We start from the raw sequence: 17,473 nt of genomic DNA on the forward strand, positions 1-17,473 counted from the left end.
CGATTGATGACACGCCCTAGACTCGATGACCTTTCGGTTAAGGGCCTCCAGGGAGTTAAGTATGCCGGACAGGCGCAGTTACTGGAGTTGAGGGCTGAGCTCGGGAATCGGATTCATGGCGGCGGTCTCAATGAAGCAGCTCGGGCTGGATGGGAGCGAACAGGCTGGCGGCGGAGTGAAGGAAGCGATGGAGCGAGTAGACCTGCTCGGCAGCACTGCCCTCCAAGGGCTGGCGGTCGGCACCGCTCTTGAGGATGGACTTGACGGTGGCGTAATGCGGGCTGTCATGCGCCAAGGCCCGAGTGCAAGCACCTTCCAGGCGCCATAGGTCTTGGCCAAGGCGAAAACGCATTGGGCGGCGAGCAGGCGCTCGACGATTCGGTCCGACAGCAGGCGCTCGATCAGCTGCAGGCATGACGCCCCGATGGCATAGGCATGCTGTTCCAGCCACTGCCCGTCATGGGCGAAGAACCATCGCGCCTTGGGTGGCATGTGGTCATGTACCGTCATGCGCTGACCCGGGTGCAGGCTGCGTGCGTGACTGGCCACGAGCAAGTGGTCGTGGAACAGCAATACGCTGCTGTCCGTGGCACGCAGCCACAGCGTATTACCGACCCAGGCCAACGGGGCCGAGTACAGGCAATGATCGAACTTGACGTGGCAATCACGGTGCACGCTGATCTGGTGCCAGCTGCCCAGGTCAGGCGCCTGATCAGGCAAGGGCTGCAGATGCGGACGCTCCAGCGTGAATAGCTTCAAGGGTGCAACGCGAGTAGTGCTGTGGCAGCGCTGACCGGCCTCAATCATCACCCGGGCTCGAACCTGTGCGTTGAGGTCGGACAGGTCGCGAAGTTGGCCCAGCGGCAAGATGTTGCCCTTGACGTATTTGCCCCCGGCCTCGACGACGCCTTTCTTCTGCCAGTCATGCGGCGGACAAGGGTCAATTCGGAAGCGGTAACCGCCGAAGGATGCGGCTGCCTTCAACGCCACGACGTACTGAGGCCTGGCGAACGCCTTGAAGGCCACCTGGCTGCCGGTCTAGGTTGCCACCGGCGGGCGCACGAAGTTCAACCAGCATCAGCACAAGATTCCGAAGCCCTACGCCTTGGATGCCATCTGCGTCTGCGAGGTCTCCGCCCTCAACGGCTGGCACAAGCCCACTCTGGCAATCAAGGGCACCGGGCGCTGCAGCTACCAGTGCACCCGGCTCGACAAGTACGGCTTACTGCACAGCTACCTCGTGCGCAGCAAGATGGTGCACGGGTTCGCAACCAGGGGCCCAGCGATGCTACTTTTTTGCGCCACCCTGGGGATGTGGCTTAACCGACCGGAGCTGTGCGAGCCAGGCGCTTTCGATTTGCCGCGAGGCGCTTTACCGGTTAAGCCTCCGCGACACCCCTTCGGCGTGGCAAGGCGTGGCGCTGCGTCCGCGAACGACGCTCCTAGTTGGCCAACCGCCCCCCAACCACATCCGTCACCGGAGACTGGCACGTACCCTCGCCCACACATATCCCTGCTGGCGAGGGAGATATACGCAGCAGCCTAAAGCTTTTGGAAAGGAGGATCACCAGAACCGGAGGGGAAGCCATCATCAATGCGACCAGTAGATCTACGGCGTCGAATTGCAGCAAGAGTAGTTGCACGGCTTTGAAGGCTGACCTGCTCAAAAAGTGGGGCCGCAGTGTGCCTACTCCGATGCGACGAAGTTGCCGCTGCAGGTTGCCTCATCTAGCCGTGTCGGTTCGAATCTCGTGAGCAACCTTACGCACATGTGCCGGCCATGCAACGAAGCCAAGGTCTTCAGCCTGGCGCACTATCAAGCAGGCTTGGCGCAGATTCAGCTCCATGCGAAGCGAATGCCCAAGTACGCAGCGGCCATCGACACAGCACGCCTGGCGCAAGCCCATCGAACACAGCAACCAGGATAGCCAGCACTCGTGTATGGTGTCAGCCGATAGCCCAGTACGAGTCCGTCGCTTCGGCCCATAGCTGGCCTGCCATTGCGCACCTGCGGTGCGCTGTGACGGCCCCGGCCGTCCTGGCCGGCGAAGTTTCCCCTCGAAGTCCGCCACCAAGAGAAACACTGTGCGAGTGAGGCTTCATCCGTCCTCCCGTGAAAGTTCCTACGCTTCGGCCCCTAGCTGGCCTGCCTTTAAGCTCCTGCGGTACCCCATGACGGCCCCGGCCGTCCTGGTTGGCGAAGTTCCCTCTCGAAGTCCGCCACCAAGAGAACAGTGCCTGAGCATCAAGCAAGCGCTGCGTCAAGCTTTCAAGAAATAGAAAAGGCTCGCGCCTAGTCAGCGCAAGCCTTGCAGTAATCGCACATCCTGGTCGTGTAGTGAGGCAGCTGTCTGCTGCTCAGCGCATCATGCTTTCGATCTCGGTTATTTCACGTGATTTTCATGTACGGCTCTTTGATCTTGTTGTCCCGCAAGATCGTAAGATGAGCTTTGTACTTCCTCAGGAGAGTCGTGGCCGACCAGGAACATGCTTGAGCGGCTAACGTGGCGAAACTGAAGGCCGATGCTGGCACAAGAGTACAGGTAATCAATCTCGTTGACTGGTCTGTGAGTTTGCGCCAGTCCACGCAGGATCGGCGGGCTAAGGGTTGTTGGTCTTTTGATATGGCAGCAGGTCTTGCAACTCAAACGAAGCTCTCCTCGCGTGTCGCTTTTTCAGCTACACTGATACATAACCTCGAGTCTCAATGCTTCTGAAGCTCTCAGGAGTGTTGTCACGCTAAGGAGTTGGGGGGAGGCTCGGCGGCTATGAGTTTTGTTTTATGTGTGTGAGCCGCCGAGGGGGCGTAGCCCCTTGACTTGATATATAGAGTCTAATTAAGATGTCTTAGGCTACATTTTTCCTAAGAAAATCAACGAGATATGACGGGTCGAAAAGCCTCTGGTCCAAGGATTTTATCCGCTAGTCCATATCCGTTTAGCCGCCAGTCCATGAAGTAGCTATAATTTCCTGATTATAGCTTCATGGGAGCACTATCTGTGCAAGAAGAAACTGCCCAGTCATCCATCTGGCCTGAGCTGAACTTGCCGTTTGGCTTTTGGGAGGAAACACGGATCGCTCCCAACATACTTGTTAGAAGTGCTGCGTTCAGCACACTGGACTACACTGGCGGGGCGGTGCGTCCTGAAGTGATGGAGCCACTAAAGCTATCGGCATTATCACAATATAAAATCGATCAAGTTGCGGGTGTGCGCTTGTCGCAAACTGACGCAGACCTGTTTTTTTGGCTTCTGTCACGTCTCTATCGGTACGGTGCTCCGAAGGATCGTGCCTGGGTCTACTTTAAGCGAAGTGAAGCATTGACGGGACGGGCTCGGGGTGGCAAGACAGACCTATTGCTGGAAGATTCGTTGCAGCGACTGATTCGCGCAGAGTTTTCCTACGAGGCGCTGGGTGTGGTAGGCAGAACTCGACTTTTGTCATCTGTAGAGCGCTTCGATGAAGACAAACCGTATGACTTCAGAGTGACTGTCTCAGACGGGGTGGCTCAACTACTAGCGAACGGCGACTGGATGGCGCTTTCCGGAACAGAGCGCGAGGAGCTTGCGGGGGATTCGCTTGCGAAAGCCTTGCATGCTTTCTACTCATCGCACATAACTGTATATCCGATGTTCCCAGCCACTTTGAAATCGCTCACGGGACGTGAGTCCATGCAAGAGAGCAAGTGGCGGCACGCTCTCAAAAAGTCTCTGGCACGGGTCCAAGAAGTCACGGGATGGGCTGGGTGTCATCTCGTCGAAAACGGTGACAACGCTGGAAAAGTCGTTGTGCGCAAGGGTGTGATTTCTAGTCGCAGCCGAAAGAGAGTCGCGAGTGTGGCCAAGAAGTCACGCAAGACCCCCACAACAGAACCCTGCGATTCTTGAACATTTTCAGGCTACTCACCCCCTTCGCTGTTCGCCAGCAGCAGCGTGTTGAGCAGATTCAGCTCGTTCGAGGCCATGAAGTAGCAGTCGTTGAATACCAGGTCCAGCTTCAGAGGATTTACCTCGCCAACCGCTGCGGCCCAGGGGAACGATTCGTACTTGGGCAGTGGCGGCATCACCGCCGACCCCGCATTCAGCGTGCGGCCTAACGCCTCATGCCACTGCTCAGGGTCATCGAGTCGGAACCTCTGGCCCTCATCGTGGGTCTCAGCGTGCAGTAACTGGAAGTAGCCCGCCGGTAGGGCAACCCAGGTGTTGGGTGACTTCAACTCCTTCAGCGTCCGGAACTCGTTGGCTGCATCATGCTGTTCTCGTTGCAGCAGCTTGCGCAAATTCGCCGCCGGGTTCCGGAGCACTGGCGGAAACTGGCGTTCCTCTTCGATGGCCTTGAGCTGACCCATCAAGCTTCTGGTGGCCCGGCTGATCTGGGTCGCATGACCTTCGAACGAGAAGATTTCCCGCTTCTCGAAGTCGGCCCAGGATTCGACGATCGTCGGGCCGGAGAAGCTGACATGGTCGGGCAGGCTCGTGCCCACATCGGCGGCCACCAGCAACGGGGACAGTCCGTGCGTGACCAGGTCCATGAGCTCGCGAATGCTATCAGCCTTGACCAGTGTGCGCCCGTCGGCGCCCCGCTTGGCCACGCCATGTAGTTTCGTGCGCGAGAAGATTTCGTCCACGTTGCCCTGCGCCCGACCAGCGAGGGCCTGCAGTTCCTTGTCGCGATCCTGGACCTTGAAGATCTCCGCCTCGCGCATGAACTGCGAGACATACTGCGACATCAGGCTAATGAGTTCGTCGACCCCGACAGCACCGACGGGTACCAAGGCCAGCTTCTGGCGCAGGTCGGAGTCCCCAGTGATGCGCGTCAGGATGGTCGACCGCAGCATGACCAGCAGCGTCATCAAGTCGAGCGACTGACGCAGCCACTGTCGGGCGTCTCTATCTTCGGCCACGAGGTAATCGTCGACGAGCATGACCAGGTGGCGTGGCACGCTGTCGCCGGACACCGACTCGCCGTGCTCGTCGTGGTACCGGCCCCGACCACGGTAGATGAGCTGAGCAATCTCCATCAGCCCCGCCTCGATGTTGAACCTGGGCACGCTCGCCAGAATCCAGTCCGTCTTGGGGAACGACACTCCTCGGGCGCCCGAAGAAGTCATCAGGAACACCTTCGCCGTGTCGCGGACTGCCGGCTCGACAAGCTTCTTGCGCCGCCACCCCGGGACTGATGCGTCGAGGATGTGGACGTTGCCAGCTTCGAGTCGATCGGGGTCAAGCGCGATGAGCTTGTCCTGCAGCAAGCGCAGGAAGACCTTGTCCTGGGCAAAGTAGATGACTTGCTGTGCTCCCGCGTCCAGCGCCTTCAGTACCTCGGTGGCTGCGTTGTTCAAGACGGCTTCAGCGGCCACACGCTGTATGGCCTGCCGCGGGGTCTCCTGCTCGCCTGTTGGCTTCTCCTGAATGTCCACCGACGTCATCTTGACCCGGTAGTGGATGTGAAGCTCGCTGGCCGGGAAGCTGTTCGTCATGACGTGCAGGGTCGGGCGTCGCTTGCGGGCAATTTTCACCTTCGTCGCTGTGACGCGGAATGGTTTCTCGCCTGCTGACTTGGACACCAGCATCTTGTCGGGCGACTGGTCACCGGCGTTCAGGTAGCGGTCCAGCACAACCTCGTTCCCCAGCGATGCGTCCGACACCACGAGCGTCACGGCAAAGGGGCTTTGCTCCCCGGCCTCTTCGAAGCAGTCGATGAATTCATTTGACAGCCACTCGGCGATCGCATGCACGAACGGCGCTCCGGCGCCGTCTCCTGCCAGCTCGTCGACCATGACCACGATGGTGGGCATGCGCCTGGCGAACAGGCTCCGTTCGGCTCGACCAGCAGGCGAGATGGACTGGTTCTTGAAGATTTGTGAAAGCGCATCGAGGGTGGTCTTCTGGTTCGCGCGCTCCCGGAAGCCCTGAAGGGCCGCGGTCAGCACCACGCGGTTCACCTCTGGGTTGAGTGCGAGCAGTTCTTTGGACGTGAGGGCCATCCCCTTGAGCACACCCATCAGAGGGCGGTCCTTCACAAAGTCCTCGTGCTCCGACAGGGTGGCCTTCTGCAGCTTGTGGCCCGCGACCTCTGCGTCGATTTCTTCCTCCTGTTCCGGTGTGAGCACCAGAAGGGTGGTGTTGTCGGGTTTCACCAGGTCAGCCACGCCGTCGGCAACCACGACGCATTCGATGCGGCGTTTCGTGGCGAGGCCCTGTTCGACCAGCTTGTCATGCCACCTCTCGGCCGCAGCAATCAGGGCCGCGTTGGTGGTCAGGGTAAGGATGCCCGTCGGCTCATGGGTGATGTCCTGCCGGGCTAGGCTCTGCGTGACGTCTCGGTTGATCACGACCCGGGGGCTGAGGTAGAGAAACAGGTAGCCATCCTGCTTCTGGCCCAGATGGGTACGAATCGCCGTCGTCTTGCCGATGCCAGGGTTACCCTCCAAGGCCAGCACGTTCAGTTGGCCGGTCTTGGCAGACTGCATGCCGGCGACGATGGCAGCTGCGTGCATGTCGCGCAGCGACAGGGTCGGTGCACCGCGCGCAAAGTCACGCATCGAGGTGCCGATGACTTGGCGGGCAGGGCCTCCAAAGTAGGCCTGCAGCTCTTCGGTCTCTTCGACCAGGGCCACGGCGTCGTCAATAGGGAACTGGTCAGTCGGGTTGGCGAAATTCGGAACGGTTTCGTCGAACTCGAAGACATAGTCACGGCCCACCTCCGGCTCTCTCCGTAGGGCCTTCATGCCGGCCTTGAGCCGTCGTGGCAGCTTGTTCAGCATGCCCCGGAACATCTTTTCGACCTGCTTCTCGAGGCCGGAGTCATCCCCGTCGGCGAGCTTGTGGGTCTCGCGGTAGGCCTTTCCCATCTGACCCATCAGCCTGCACCGAGGTTCGGCTGGCTGCTCTGTCACGAATCGGGCTGCCAGGCTTTCCAGACCATGGGGTGTGATGGCAAGCGCTCGCACGGTGCAGGCCTTTTGCAGCAGCCCTTGCTGCTGAAGCAGGTGTGCCGTCGATTCCGCGTAAGAGCTTGCCTGGCAGAGCTTGTACAGAGGCTTGTCATGGGAGGTGAGAGCGCCCAGGTAGTTCGCGATGTCCGGCGACAGCTTGAACTCCTCGCCGTCGACTTCAGCCGACACGCGTGCGAACACACTGCGCGAGTCCACGACCCGTCGATGGCGCAACAGCTCATCGAGATGGGCGCCTTGCTCACGGAAGTCCAGCAGTTCCGGCGGCATGCTGAACGAATACTCCTGCACCAGCAGGAAGTCGTCTTGCTTGCGCTTGCGGGGCGACGTGAGCCAGAGGGTGAAGTCCGAATTGGCGGGCTGACCCTTCCTGGACCAGGCCGGGTCGACGATGCCATGCAGGCCGAACTCCTCGTAAAAGGCCTGCCGCGTCTCCTCGCGAGCGGATTGCTCCAGGGTGGACTCGCCCGGCAGCGTGAGCGGGCACCAGAGGGCACGCACTTCCAGGCTGTCGGCAGAATTGATCTGCTTCCTGACTTGCTCGACATAGGCGCGCATCGCCGTGTAGCCGACGCCGTAAGCCGTGAGCGACAGGTGCCGCACTCTCGAGGACACCACCTCTCGCATGGCGTGGTCGATGATGTCGAGCTTCAGCCAGAGCTGTTTCGTGATCTCGAGCAAATGGAACTCCTTCCATCGCTTCAGGCCGGGCCTGTCCCGACGGATGAGACCAGACTCGACGAGATGGGCGAGCACCCCTCGCTTGACCAATACCTCGTAAGCCTGGCCCCAGTATTCAGCCTGCTTCTGGAAGGTCAGCTCGCTCACTGGGACTCCTTGTGGAGGACCTTCGTGACATGTGCCAGCACTGCAGGAAGGGACAGCAGCACGCTGCGGCTGCCGCGACGGCTCATGATCTCAATCTCGCCCGATGCGCTGGTCTTGGTCGGATTGGCCCAGTCGAACGGGTCGAGAACCGGCAGCAAGATGGACTTCGCCGACGGCTTCTCGCTTTCGAGGAAGTGGATCGCCCGCAAGACGCTGACGAGCGATTGGTGCACTCCAGCGGTCTGGCCGATGCCCAGTATGTTCATCTCGGCGGTCTTCGCGGCCTCGAGGTTCGTGACGCGCTGTTCGGCGTCGTAGAAGTAGGTGCAGAAACCCGACTGCGGGCGGTCCTTGTCGTCACCGACGACCGCCAAGGTGGCGAAGGTGTAGACCGGCATCACGCTGCGCAAGACGTCCTGCGACATCTGGGCGTACATTTCCTGGTGGTCCTTGAAATTGACCACTTCGAATCCGCTTTCCGTAATGTTCCGTCGGCGCAGACGGGTGGCCGGGAACACGTCGCGGCGAAGGGCATACAGGTTGAGGTCAGGGAAACGCTGCATCGCCGCGTCCAGGAACTCCAGCGTGCCGTGCGGTGCATGGCGTTCGGCAGCACGCCCGATATGGCGGTTGCCGAAGTGATGCGACAGCAGCATCACATGTTCATACCCCGCAGCACGAAGACGGGCAATTTCTTCCAGGATCGGCTGAGGATTCTTGAACTCCTTCCTGTTTTCCACCAGGCGGGACCGCATGCTGTGCATCTGCAGGGTCGCGCCGTCGGCTGTGCGCTCGGCGACATAGGTCCGGCTCATGAACAGGTAGCCGTCCGCGTCCATGTGTGCGGGGTGCGAGTCGCACGGCCGCGTGACGTAGGTGACCAGAGCGACCTTGTCCAGTGACCCGTCGAAGCCGAACTTCATCGGCTGGCCACCGAGGAGGGCGTTCAACGCGCCAATACGCTTCCAGCGAAGGTCCCCCGGCTTGGACGCCATGGTGGTCAGGCCTTGGAGCTTGATGCCGCCTTCGCGTGCGAGCGCTTTCTCCAGCGCCTGGCTGATGGCGTAGACGGCGGTGTTGGGGTCTTTGGCGTCTTCTTCTCGGGAGAGCTTGCGACCAGAGTGCTGCAGGCGGACCATGGTGATGGACGTGTTGGCCCTGGCGGCTCTCACCCGCCGCTGCAGTTCCCACAGCAGGACATAGAGGATCAGGGCCAGCGCCGTGATGCTGGCCGCTCGCAGTTGCTCCGACCGGGCCTTTTCCGCCTCGTTCTTGTCCCTCGACAGTCGCAGCACTCCGAGGTCGTACTGGATGTCGACCCCGTTTCCAGTGTCGAAGGTCTTTTCCAGGGCGAGGTCAGGCACCCACTGGCTTTCTTCTTTGAGCCAGCGGAAGGGCACGAACCTGACCGGCAATACGGGCTGGCTGAGGTCACGTCGCATCGCCACCGTCCGAGCGTCACCGGCGACGGACAGGGCGCGCTCCTTGATCTGCGTGCGAACCACGTAGGACATGAGACTGCCGGGGACGAAGTCCTCCTGGGAAACGGTCAGGTGTTCGAACCAGGCAATCGAGTCCTCGCCTTGCCCAGGCTTCACGAGGATGTCGGTCTTCGAGGTCAGCGAGTCGAGCGCTTCCGCATTGAGGATGCCGCGACGTACCGAGACCGTGAACCTGTCGGCCACCTGATTGGCGCGGCTGACGATCTTGTTGGCCTTGTTGCGCAGCAGGTCGACCAGTTCGCCGGCGATGTCATCCATCGCTGTCTCCCGCATGGCCAAGGCGCCATACAAGGCGAGCAGCGTGCGGCGCGGGGCGCTTTTGAGCTGTGCCTCGATCCGCCTGGCTTCGACTTCGGTGTTGATCGCCGTCGGTGCGTCGAGCGAGTCAGGAGTGACGAGATAGAGGAAGACGAGTTCGGCAACGTCCCGGCGAACGTACGAGCGATCCGCCTCCTCGTTGAAGAGGCGGTCCTGGAGCCGCTCCATACGCGACACGAAAGCCGACTGTCCTGTCTGCGGGTTTTTGCCGTTCACCCGGAAGCGGTAGGACACTTCACGTTGCGTCTTTCCATCTTCGGTGCGCGTCTCGAAGAGCTGCGCGGAACCTTCTGCCCAAACGGGCAGGCAGCTGTAGAAGAGGGCCTTGCGCAGATGCTCACCCAGGTCGGACACGTTGGCTTGACCATAGACGAGGCTCGGGTCCAGCAGAACGGCGTTGCCCTTGACGCCGGCGAACTGCTCGAAGCACGCCCTGACCCTGGCGACATAGGCCTTGAACCCCGCCTTGTTGCTTTGGGCTGCCAACGCATCCATCAGCCCCATCGTGACCTGGAGCCGCACGCGGGCCAGGGCCTCGTCATCGAGGAAGTTGAGAAATTCGCGAATCTGGTCGCCCGGCCGGTTGCGCCGACTCATGATTTCTCGGACGGTTTCCTCGATGTCCTCGTCGTCGGCATCCTCGCTGCGCATCTTGTTGGCAATGCCCTTGCAGAGCTCTTCTAGCCGGTCCGGTGCGTCGATGGTCTCAATGGCGGTCAGTACCTTGCCGATGTCCTTGGCACGCTCATTGGCGTGGCGGTCATTCGAGGCGAATACCACCGGCACCAGCGCAGCGCCGGTCAGAACGGAAGGCCGACGTTCGTTGACCGTGTTCGCCATCAGCTGCAGTGCGCTGTCCAGCGAGTCAACCGTCAGTCTGGAAAGGTCGACTCCCGCGAGTGCCTCGTCCAGCGCAGCGGAAGCGGCGCTGTGAAGCTTCTCGATGCCCTTCGTGGCCGCCGTCTCGGTGCCATGGAGCAGACGGCCGCCGACCCTGGCTGTAGTCCCTCGTGGAGGCACGAGCAGGTCGCGAACGAATCCAGAGTCTGCGCCTGGCGCGAATTGCTGGATGAATTCCGCGTCGCCATAGAGGCGCATCAACACGCCCCGGGTGTTGATGACGAGCTTCGAGCCGTCACAGGTGACCAGCGGCAGCGCTTTCTGGGCCGATGCGGCAATTGGGGGCAGGGCCTTGGCCAGCAGTTCGGCGAGCTTGGCCAGGTTGAGGGACGGGGTGACGGAATGAGCGTGCACACTCGAACCGCCCCTGAAAGGGGTAGTGGACATGGGTCGGCTCCTTTTCTTGGCAGGTGGGCCACTTCACACCGCGAGCGGACCAGTCTCGTGGGTGGATTTTCTTTTTGCTTACATTAGTTTATCTGTCTTTTGCTTTGTTGTGGTGCCTGAAATGTTGAATATGCCACACCGTCGCGGCTTCGGCTGGCTGTCTGTGAATAGGTTCAGCCGGTTGTTTCCACCAGTTCCACGGGTCGACCTTGCCCGGCTCCTGCAGAGGTGACTTCTTGGCCGCTGTTCCAGAATCTGGGCTGTCGCCTTCAGCGCCGCTGTCAGCTGCGTCAGGATTTTTCCGTGCGGCGGCCGCGCCGTGCCGGATCAGTTTGCGATTTCGCGCTTGCAGAGAGATCGCCTCGTCACCTTCAGCTTGGCATCCACCGTCGCCTTGTTACCCACCTCGACGACCTCATTTTTGTGACCAGGGCCGATACCGTTCCAGACGTCTGACTGGAGACTGTCGGACCGTCCCTTCAGGGTATTCCACCCGGAGGACGGGAACACTATCGGGCAGGCGCCTTCACGGGACCATTTCAAGTTGACCCTGTGCACGACGGAACCGACACGCGATGCAGTCAATTACCGCTGGTCCTCTCGCGCCGTGGCGCGCCCCATGGTGATCACAGCTGTGTTCCCTGAGTAGTACACCCGCCCGCACTCTTTCAGCATGGCCGGGAAGGCGCGCTAGAAGCTTTCGTCAGACATGATCAAGAAGCACCTTCTGGTGCCCGGTGTCTATCCGAATGGCAGCCAGCGTGGAATCCAGATCGGTGTGCGACTCGGCGCTTCAATGGGCGGCAGCTGAAGCCGATCCTGACGCCGAGGCAGATTCTCCCAAGGCGCCTGCGCCGGCGCCAGTCGAGATCCTCCAGAGGTGGTGTCGAGCTGCCTGGAGTGTTCGGGTCCAGCAACTCCTGGGCAGCCCAATGAGCCGCAAAGCGTGGATCCAGGCTAGGATCCATAGGAAAGCCGTTGGCCGTATTGTCTGCATGCACCGGTTGAATCGCCTTTTGCCCGAAAATCGCAAGGCCACTGTCCCAAAAAAGTCCTGAGCCCCATCCGATCGAACCAGGTCCTGTGGAAGTCGGAGAGCTCGGGGAGGCTACATGACTCTTCTCTAACGTCGGAGAGCTCACCCACCCTACTCATAAATTCGGGGGTGGGCAAGCTTTCTCGAGAGCTTAGAGCTTGGATGGGGAGGTGTGGCGCAGGAAAAGGTCCAACCTCGCCTGCACCCCCGGGCGCCCGCTTCGCGGACCTCACCGCGTGGCGGCTTTTCCTCGGGGCCTGCCAAGGGTTTCTTTACCTCGCAGAAAACCCCGCACTCTTCCTGCTTGCCTATGATCCTGTCGCTGGCACCCTGGGCAATCTGCGCGCCAGTGGGTGCTCCACCGTCCCCAAGCGCGTCCGCAATCTTGGCCGACTTCAGCAGGTTCACATCACCGGATTGAAGGAGCATAAGATGGCCGCTCATCCCAATATAGGGGAGGGGGAATCAGGATGAAACCGCGCATCAGTCTCATCACGCTGGGGGTCGGCGATTTGCCGAGGTCACGCGCTTTCTATGAGCGCCTGGGCTTTGTGGTCAGGCCGGAGAGCACCGAAGACATCGTCTTCCTGGACATGGCTAGCGGTCTGGTCCTGGCACTGTTCCCGCGCGAGAAACTGGCTGAGGACGCCCACGTTGACAGCACTGGTTCCGGCTTCAGTGGCTTCACCCTGGCGCATAACGTCGCATCGCCCGAGGAGGTCGATGCCGTGCTGGCTGAAGCCGTCGCTGCGGGCGCCACGCTACAGAAGCCCGGACAGCAAGTGTTCTGGGGCGGCTACTCGGGGTATTTCGCCGATCTGGACGGCTTCTTGTGGGAGGTCGCCTACAACCCGTTGATGGACCTGACCTGAATCGTCTGACTTCCATGAAGGGCAAGGTCAAGCGATGGAAGTCTGCCTTCGAATTCGCCTGGATACCCTGTACGGGATCGGTTCCAGTCGCGGTGTCCTGATGCCGAAACGCCACCGTGAAGATGAAGACCTTGTCCAGTGTCAGAGCGAAGCGCCCTGTGATGTTGCCCAGCTGAGCAGAGTCTCGAGCGTGGTGCGTGTCACCAAGTCTGAACCGAGCTTCCTTCGATAAGCCGACCGATAAGTTACTTACGCAATCGCACAAAAAGGTGTGGTTTACACCTCGGGCTGGAAGCCCTTGCTCTCCAGCAGGTTGAGCAGCTTCAGGAACTGACCGCTAGGATGCATCTCACTGATTTACCATGCGAGTACGGTACCGAGAACGTTCCGCCCGTTCAATCAGCAGCACGCAAGTCCTCCACCGTCAGTCCATGGCGTTCCAGGGTCTCGATGATCTCCGCGATGGCGGCCTGCCGCTCGGCCTCGGGGTCCCGCTCCGCCTGGGAAAAGAAGGCGCTGGCCTGCTGGAGCAGGTCCTCGAACCGGCGGTCGGTCAAGGGTTCTTGCCTGACGGGAGGTGACGTAGATGGTCTGCGGTGAGCTCGGTCGGGGCGTGATTTCATCGGAAGGGACGGGATCTGGAGGTTGCCTTGTTCCGGATTGCCAGGCTGGGTAGCACGCGCTGCAGTTTACCCACCCGGCGCGGGCGGAGCTGGCGTCTGCCACACCGCCTCCAGGGCCGCACGCTGCAGCCAGACTTGGCGCACAAACGGGTCGGCGACGGCATAGACGCCGTGCGACTTCCGCATGATCAGGTTGGCCGCCATCATCCGGTCGACCATGTTCTGTACCTGAGGGGTGTCCACTGCCGAACCGATGCTCGCGGCATAGCCGGCCATGGCCTCCGCCGCAAACAAGCCCGACGCCCCGGCTTCGCCACCCTGGGCGATGCGATTGAAGATCGTAGCCGCCAGGGTGCCGAGTTCCTCGACGGCGGCGATCTCCACGTCGGCTGCTGCCGAGGCGAGCGTGGAGCAGATGATCGGGAAAGCCAGATCGGGTGGTTCCGCGCGTGACTGCACCTGGACCAGGGCGTTCTGCAGCTCCTCGGGCCGCTGCCCCATGGCCAGGAAGCCCTCCCACATCGCCTGCTCGCATGGCAGCTTCACCCCCGGCAGGGCCTGGAGCTGCTGCCGCTTCCACTGCACGAAGTCCCGCCCCAGCGGCTCGTAGGGCGCCGACACCGCACCGGAAAACGGCTGCGAGCGCCGTGTGGCCATGTCGGTCACCCGCGACTTGTGCGAACCAGTGCCCACGATCAGCAAGTGACCCGGCGTCTGCGGACGGGTGTTGACTGCGTCGCGCGCCGCCTTGAGGGCGAACATCAGGTGGCTGCCCTCCTCGGATCCGAGTGCCTGCTGCACCTCGTCGACGATCCACCACGCTGGCCTGCACCTGGTCCACGAGCTCGGTGAAGGCCTGTGCCAGGGTGGTACCGCCCTTCTGGCCCACGCTGTCGAGCTGGAAGCCGAAGGACAAGCCGTCCACCCCGAGGTTCCAGCCCTTGAAGCTGTCCAGTAGTCCGGAGCCGGAAGAGGTCAGCTGTGTCAGGGTGTCCTGTACCGCTTCATGGACCAAGGAGGCCGTGCTCTTGCTGCGATCGGCCCAGAGGTCGACATAGATCACCAGCGCCCCCATGGCATCCAGGGTCGGGATCAGGTCCTGGCGCAGAAAGGTGGTCTTGCCGATGCGGCGGATGCCGGACAGGAACACCCCGGATCGCACCTGCAGCTGCAGCGAACTGGGCTGCAGCAGCTGCCGGGCCATGTCCTGGGCGTACTCGTGGCGGTGAAAGACGTCGGAACTGGCCATGTTTAGTCTGGTTTATCCATTACAGATAATTATCTGATTCAGATAATTGTGCTGAAAACTGGGGGCGTGCAGCAGTCAGAAGTCTGGAATCCGGCAGGGAAGGCTTTAATGGTAAATTAGTTTACTGTATAGTCCAGCCATGACCCGAACCCCCACGTCCCCTGCTCTCGCCCGCACGCGCCAGGCCCGCCTGATGGTGCTCTGGCTGCAATGGCGCCTGAGCCGGCTGGCCAGTGGAGCAGAGGCACAGGAACGCGACTTCGCCGCCAGCCTGGGGTTGTCGCCGAGTCAGTGGAGCCAGCACAAGGCCGGCAAGCCGCTGGGCCTCCGGCTGGCGCGCCAGATCGAGGAAGCCAGCGGCCAACCCGCCGGCTGGCTGGACCGACCGCAGGAAGACACGAGCGCCGCGGCCCCGCTGCGCGAGCTGTTCGAGTCCAGTCCCCCGGACAGCCTGCCCGCGACCACGCAGGCTCTTGCCCAGGCGCTCGGCATCGACCCGGCGGCCTATGCGCGCGGCCTGGGCCTGGCCGAGTCGCCGACCCGAGCCGGCTTTCCGTCGCCGGCGGCCGACCACCGCATCCAGCGCGTCGACCTCAATGCCGAGTTGGTCCAGCACGAGGAAGCCACGATGCTGGTGCGCGTACGTGGCGAGTCGATGCGCGACGTCGGCATCTTCGACGGCAACCTGCTGGTGGTCGACAAGTCGCTCACCCCGGTGCATGGCGACATCGTCGTCGCCATCCTGGACGAGGAGTTCACCTGCAAGAAGCTGTACTGCCGTGACGGTGTCGTCAAGCTGCTGCCGGCCAATCCCGACTTCCCCGAGATCATCCCGCAGGAAGGCCAGGAGCTGCGCATCTGGGGCGTGGTGACCTCGACCGTCACGCGCTTCCGTTGACCCGGTCCGAGCCGACATGACCCAGCCGCTCTACGCCCTGCTCGACGGCAACAACTTCTACGTCTCGTGCGAGCGCATCTTCGATCCCAGGCTGCACGGGAGACCGGTCGTGGTGCTGTCGAACAACGACGGCTGCGCGATCGCCCGATCGGACGAGGCCAAGGCGCTGGGCATCCGGATGGGCGCGCCCTGGTTCCAGATCCGGCATCTGGAGCAGGAAGCCGGCCTGGTCGCGCTGTCGGCCAACTTCGCGCTCTACGGCGACATCAGTGACCGCATGATGAGCCTGGCGGGCCGGCTCGGTCATCGGCAGGAGGTCTACAGCATCGACTTAAGTGCACCAGGCTACTGTTGCGTTTCCTTTGAGAAGGAAGTCGTTGACTGGTGTTGCGATTAACAGAGTAGGGCTGTTGCGTTTCATTGGCAGTGGCGACCATTGCCCGGAAGCCAAGTGGGCACCCGGGTGAGTATTTTGGAGCAAACCCACTAGGCGTTCGCACAACAAGTCCTCCACCGATTTCCATCCCAAACTCATCAACGATTTGCATTCAATTCGGCCACCTATTGCTGCCGTTCAACCTCCAGGACTCTATGACTGCTACGCAGCGAGAGCCGACGGTCGCAGGCATGTCAGCCGGAGACTGCTCTCGGCCACAAGCGGGCATGGAGCGGCGGCGGGTTCGGAGGCGGCCTGATCTATTAAGGAAGGTCTGCACAACCACCGCTGACGCGGCGGCTTGGGGCTGTTATTTCAGATGACGACACTTTTTTGCGTTCAAAGGGCAGATACGGGGCGTATTGAGCCCCAGTCGTGGCCCCTTGGCCGTTTTTGGGCGCACTCATCCCTGCGCCCCCATATTCAAGAGTCGTTTGCGCACCATCCACAGGTTGGACAGTGCAAACAGCGTCATCAGATTGGCCGTATTCTTTGCCAGCCCACGGTACTTGACCTTGACGTAGCCGAACTGCCGCTTGATGACACGAAACGGATGTTCCACCTTGGCACGGATGCTGGCTTTGGTCTTTTCCAACCGCTCCAGGATGCTGCCCATGGGCGTGCTCTTGTCCATGGCCTTTCGCTTGCCAGGCATCATGGCGATGTGCCATTTCACATCCGGGTGCTTGGCTTGAATTTCTTCGCGCTTTTCAATACCCCGGTAGCCCGAATCGGCAAAGACGTCCGTTTCTTGGCCGTGCAACAGCGCGTGTGCCTGGGTGATGTCGTGCGCGTTGGCCGCTGTGGTGGTCACGCTGTGCACCAGCCCCAAATCGGCATCCGAGCCGATGTGCGCCTTCATGCCGTGATGCCACTGGTTGCCCTTTTTGGTCTGGTGCATCTCGGGGTCGCGCGCGCCTGTGCTGTTCTTGGTCGAACTCGGCGCCGCAATCAACGTCGCATCCACGACTGTGCCTTGCTTGAGCAGCAAACCCTTGGCGGTGAGCGTGGCGTTGACGGTTGCCAAGATTTGCAAGCTCAGATCGTGAGCTTCGAGCAAATGGCGAAAACGCAAGATGGTGCTTTCGTCGGGAAGATGGTCCTCTCCCATGTCCAGCCGGGCAAACTCACGGAACATCGGCGTGTCATAAAGGGCTTCTTCCATGGCCGGGTCAGACAAGTTGAACCACTGCTGCAAAAAGTGAATGCGCAGCATCGTTTCCACAGCAAACGGTGGACGACCACCTTTGGCGCCACGCGCCGGCGCGTGTGGCGCAATCAAGCCCACAAGCTCAGCCCAAGGCACGACCAGGTTCATCTCGTCGAGGAACTCGCGCTTGCGCGTTCTCTTGGTCTTGCGTTCAAATCCAGTGGTGCTCAGGCTCATCTGCTTCATGCTGTCACTGTCTCACATTCAGGGCTGCATGCGGAGGTTTTGCAGACCATCCTTTACTAAGGTTTCCGAAAGT

Annotated in this window: 9 protein-coding genes and 1 pseudogene; 4 read left to right on the forward strand and 6 right to left on the reverse strand. The window is 61.2% G+C overall.

The features are described 5' to 3' along the window. Nucleotides 1-78: 78 nt before the first annotated feature. Entirely contained in the window at nt 79-1,026 is a 948-nt protein-coding gene (locus C6P64_RS16510) for a Mu transposase domain-containing protein (protein WP_105749636.1), read from the reverse strand. A gap of 1,958 nt (nt 1,027-2,984) precedes the next feature. On the opposite strand from C6P64_RS16510, the gene C6P64_RS18035 reads away from it, so the two are divergent. Then, nucleotides 2,985-3,887 carry a hypothetical protein gene (locus tag C6P64_RS18035; protein WP_146115957.1) on the forward strand — a complete coding sequence of 301 codons (903 nt, stop codon included), beginning with the start codon at nt 2,985-2,987 and terminating at the stop codon, nt 3,885-3,887. Between the two features lie 11 nt (nt 3,888-3,898). Here the strand turns inward: C6P64_RS18035 and C6P64_RS16515 are convergent, their stop codons facing one another. Both C6P64_RS16515 and C6P64_RS16520 read right to left on the reverse strand, forming a co-directional pair. Continuing rightward, a complete protein-coding gene (locus tag C6P64_RS16515) occupies nt 3,899-7,783 on the reverse strand; it encodes a helicase (protein ID WP_105749637.1) in 3,885 nt (1,294 codons plus the stop codon). After that, the gene (locus C6P64_RS16520; protein WP_105749638.1) at nt 7,780-10,890 is read right to left on the reverse strand and encodes a hypothetical protein; all 3,111 of its coding nucleotides are present in this window, start codon (nt 10,888-10,890) and stop codon (nt 7,780-7,782) included. The genes C6P64_RS16515 and C6P64_RS16520 overlap by 4 nt, the downstream gene beginning before the upstream one ends. A gap of 1,506 nt (nt 10,891-12,396) precedes the next feature. Between C6P64_RS16520 and C6P64_RS16525 the strand changes: the two genes are divergently transcribed. Then, a complete protein-coding gene (locus C6P64_RS16525) occupies nt 12,397-12,798 on the forward strand; it encodes a VOC family protein (RefSeq protein ID WP_105749639.1) in 402 nt (133 codons plus the stop codon). A 395-nt stretch (nt 12,799-13,193) separates the two neighbouring features. Here C6P64_RS16525 and C6P64_RS18040 read toward each other — a convergent pair whose 3' ends face one another. After that, entirely contained in the window at nt 13,194-13,355 is a 162-nt protein-coding gene (locus C6P64_RS18040; protein WP_146115958.1) for an H-NS histone family protein, read from the reverse strand. A gap of 132 nt (nt 13,356-13,487) precedes the next feature. Beyond that, complete coding sequence (locus tag C6P64_RS18640) at nt 13,488-14,222, reverse strand: hypothetical protein (RefSeq protein WP_245911769.1); 735 nt, start codon at nt 14,220-14,222, stop codon at nt 13,488-13,490. Nucleotides 14,223-14,809: 587 nt separating this feature from the next. On the opposite strand from C6P64_RS18640, the gene C6P64_RS16535 reads away from it, so the two are divergent. Both C6P64_RS16535 and C6P64_RS16540 read left to right on the forward strand, forming a co-directional pair. Beyond that, nucleotides 14,810-15,568: a LexA family protein gene (locus C6P64_RS16535; protein ID WP_245911770.1), complete on the forward strand. Its 759-nt coding sequence runs from the start codon at nt 14,810-14,812 to the stop codon at nt 15,566-15,568. Nucleotides 15,569-15,584: 16 nt separating this feature from the next. Continuing rightward, a pseudogene (locus C6P64_RS16540) lies at nt 15,585-15,905 on the forward strand (Y-family DNA polymerase); the annotation flags it as partial. 502 nt (nt 15,906-16,407) lie between these two features. Here the strand turns inward: C6P64_RS16540 and C6P64_RS16545 are convergent. Beyond that, a complete protein-coding gene (locus C6P64_RS16545) occupies nt 16,408-17,400 on the reverse strand; it encodes an IS5 family transposase (protein ID WP_105749641.1) in 993 nt (330 codons plus the stop codon). Nucleotides 17,401-17,473: the final 73 nt, after the last annotated feature.

The sequence above is a fragment of the Malikia granosa genome, assembly GCF_002980595.1.
Classification (GTDB): Bacteria; Pseudomonadota; Gammaproteobacteria; order Burkholderiales; family Burkholderiaceae_C; genus Malikia; species Malikia granosa.

Excerpts from the sequence above, each read along its gene's own strand:
- C6P64_RS16525 (WP_105749639.1), top strand. The coding sequence starts at position 12,397 with ATGAAACCGCGCATCAGTCTCATCACGCTGGGGGTCGGCGATTTGCCG.
- C6P64_RS16545 (WP_105749641.1), bottom strand. The coding sequence starts at position 17,400 with ATGAAGCAGATGAGCCTGAGCACCACTGGATTTGAACGCAAGACCAAG.
- C6P64_RS16520 (WP_105749638.1), bottom strand. The coding sequence starts at position 10,890 with ATGTCCACTACCCCTTTCAGGGGCGGTTCGAGTGTGCACGCTCATTCC.
- C6P64_RS18035 (WP_146115957.1), top strand. The coding sequence starts at position 2,985 with ATGGGAGCACTATCTGTGCAAGAAGAAACTGCCCAGTCATCCATCTGG.
- C6P64_RS16535 (WP_245911770.1), top strand. The coding sequence starts at position 14,810 with ATGACCCGAACCCCCACGTCCCCTGCTCTCGCCCGCACGCGCCAGGCC.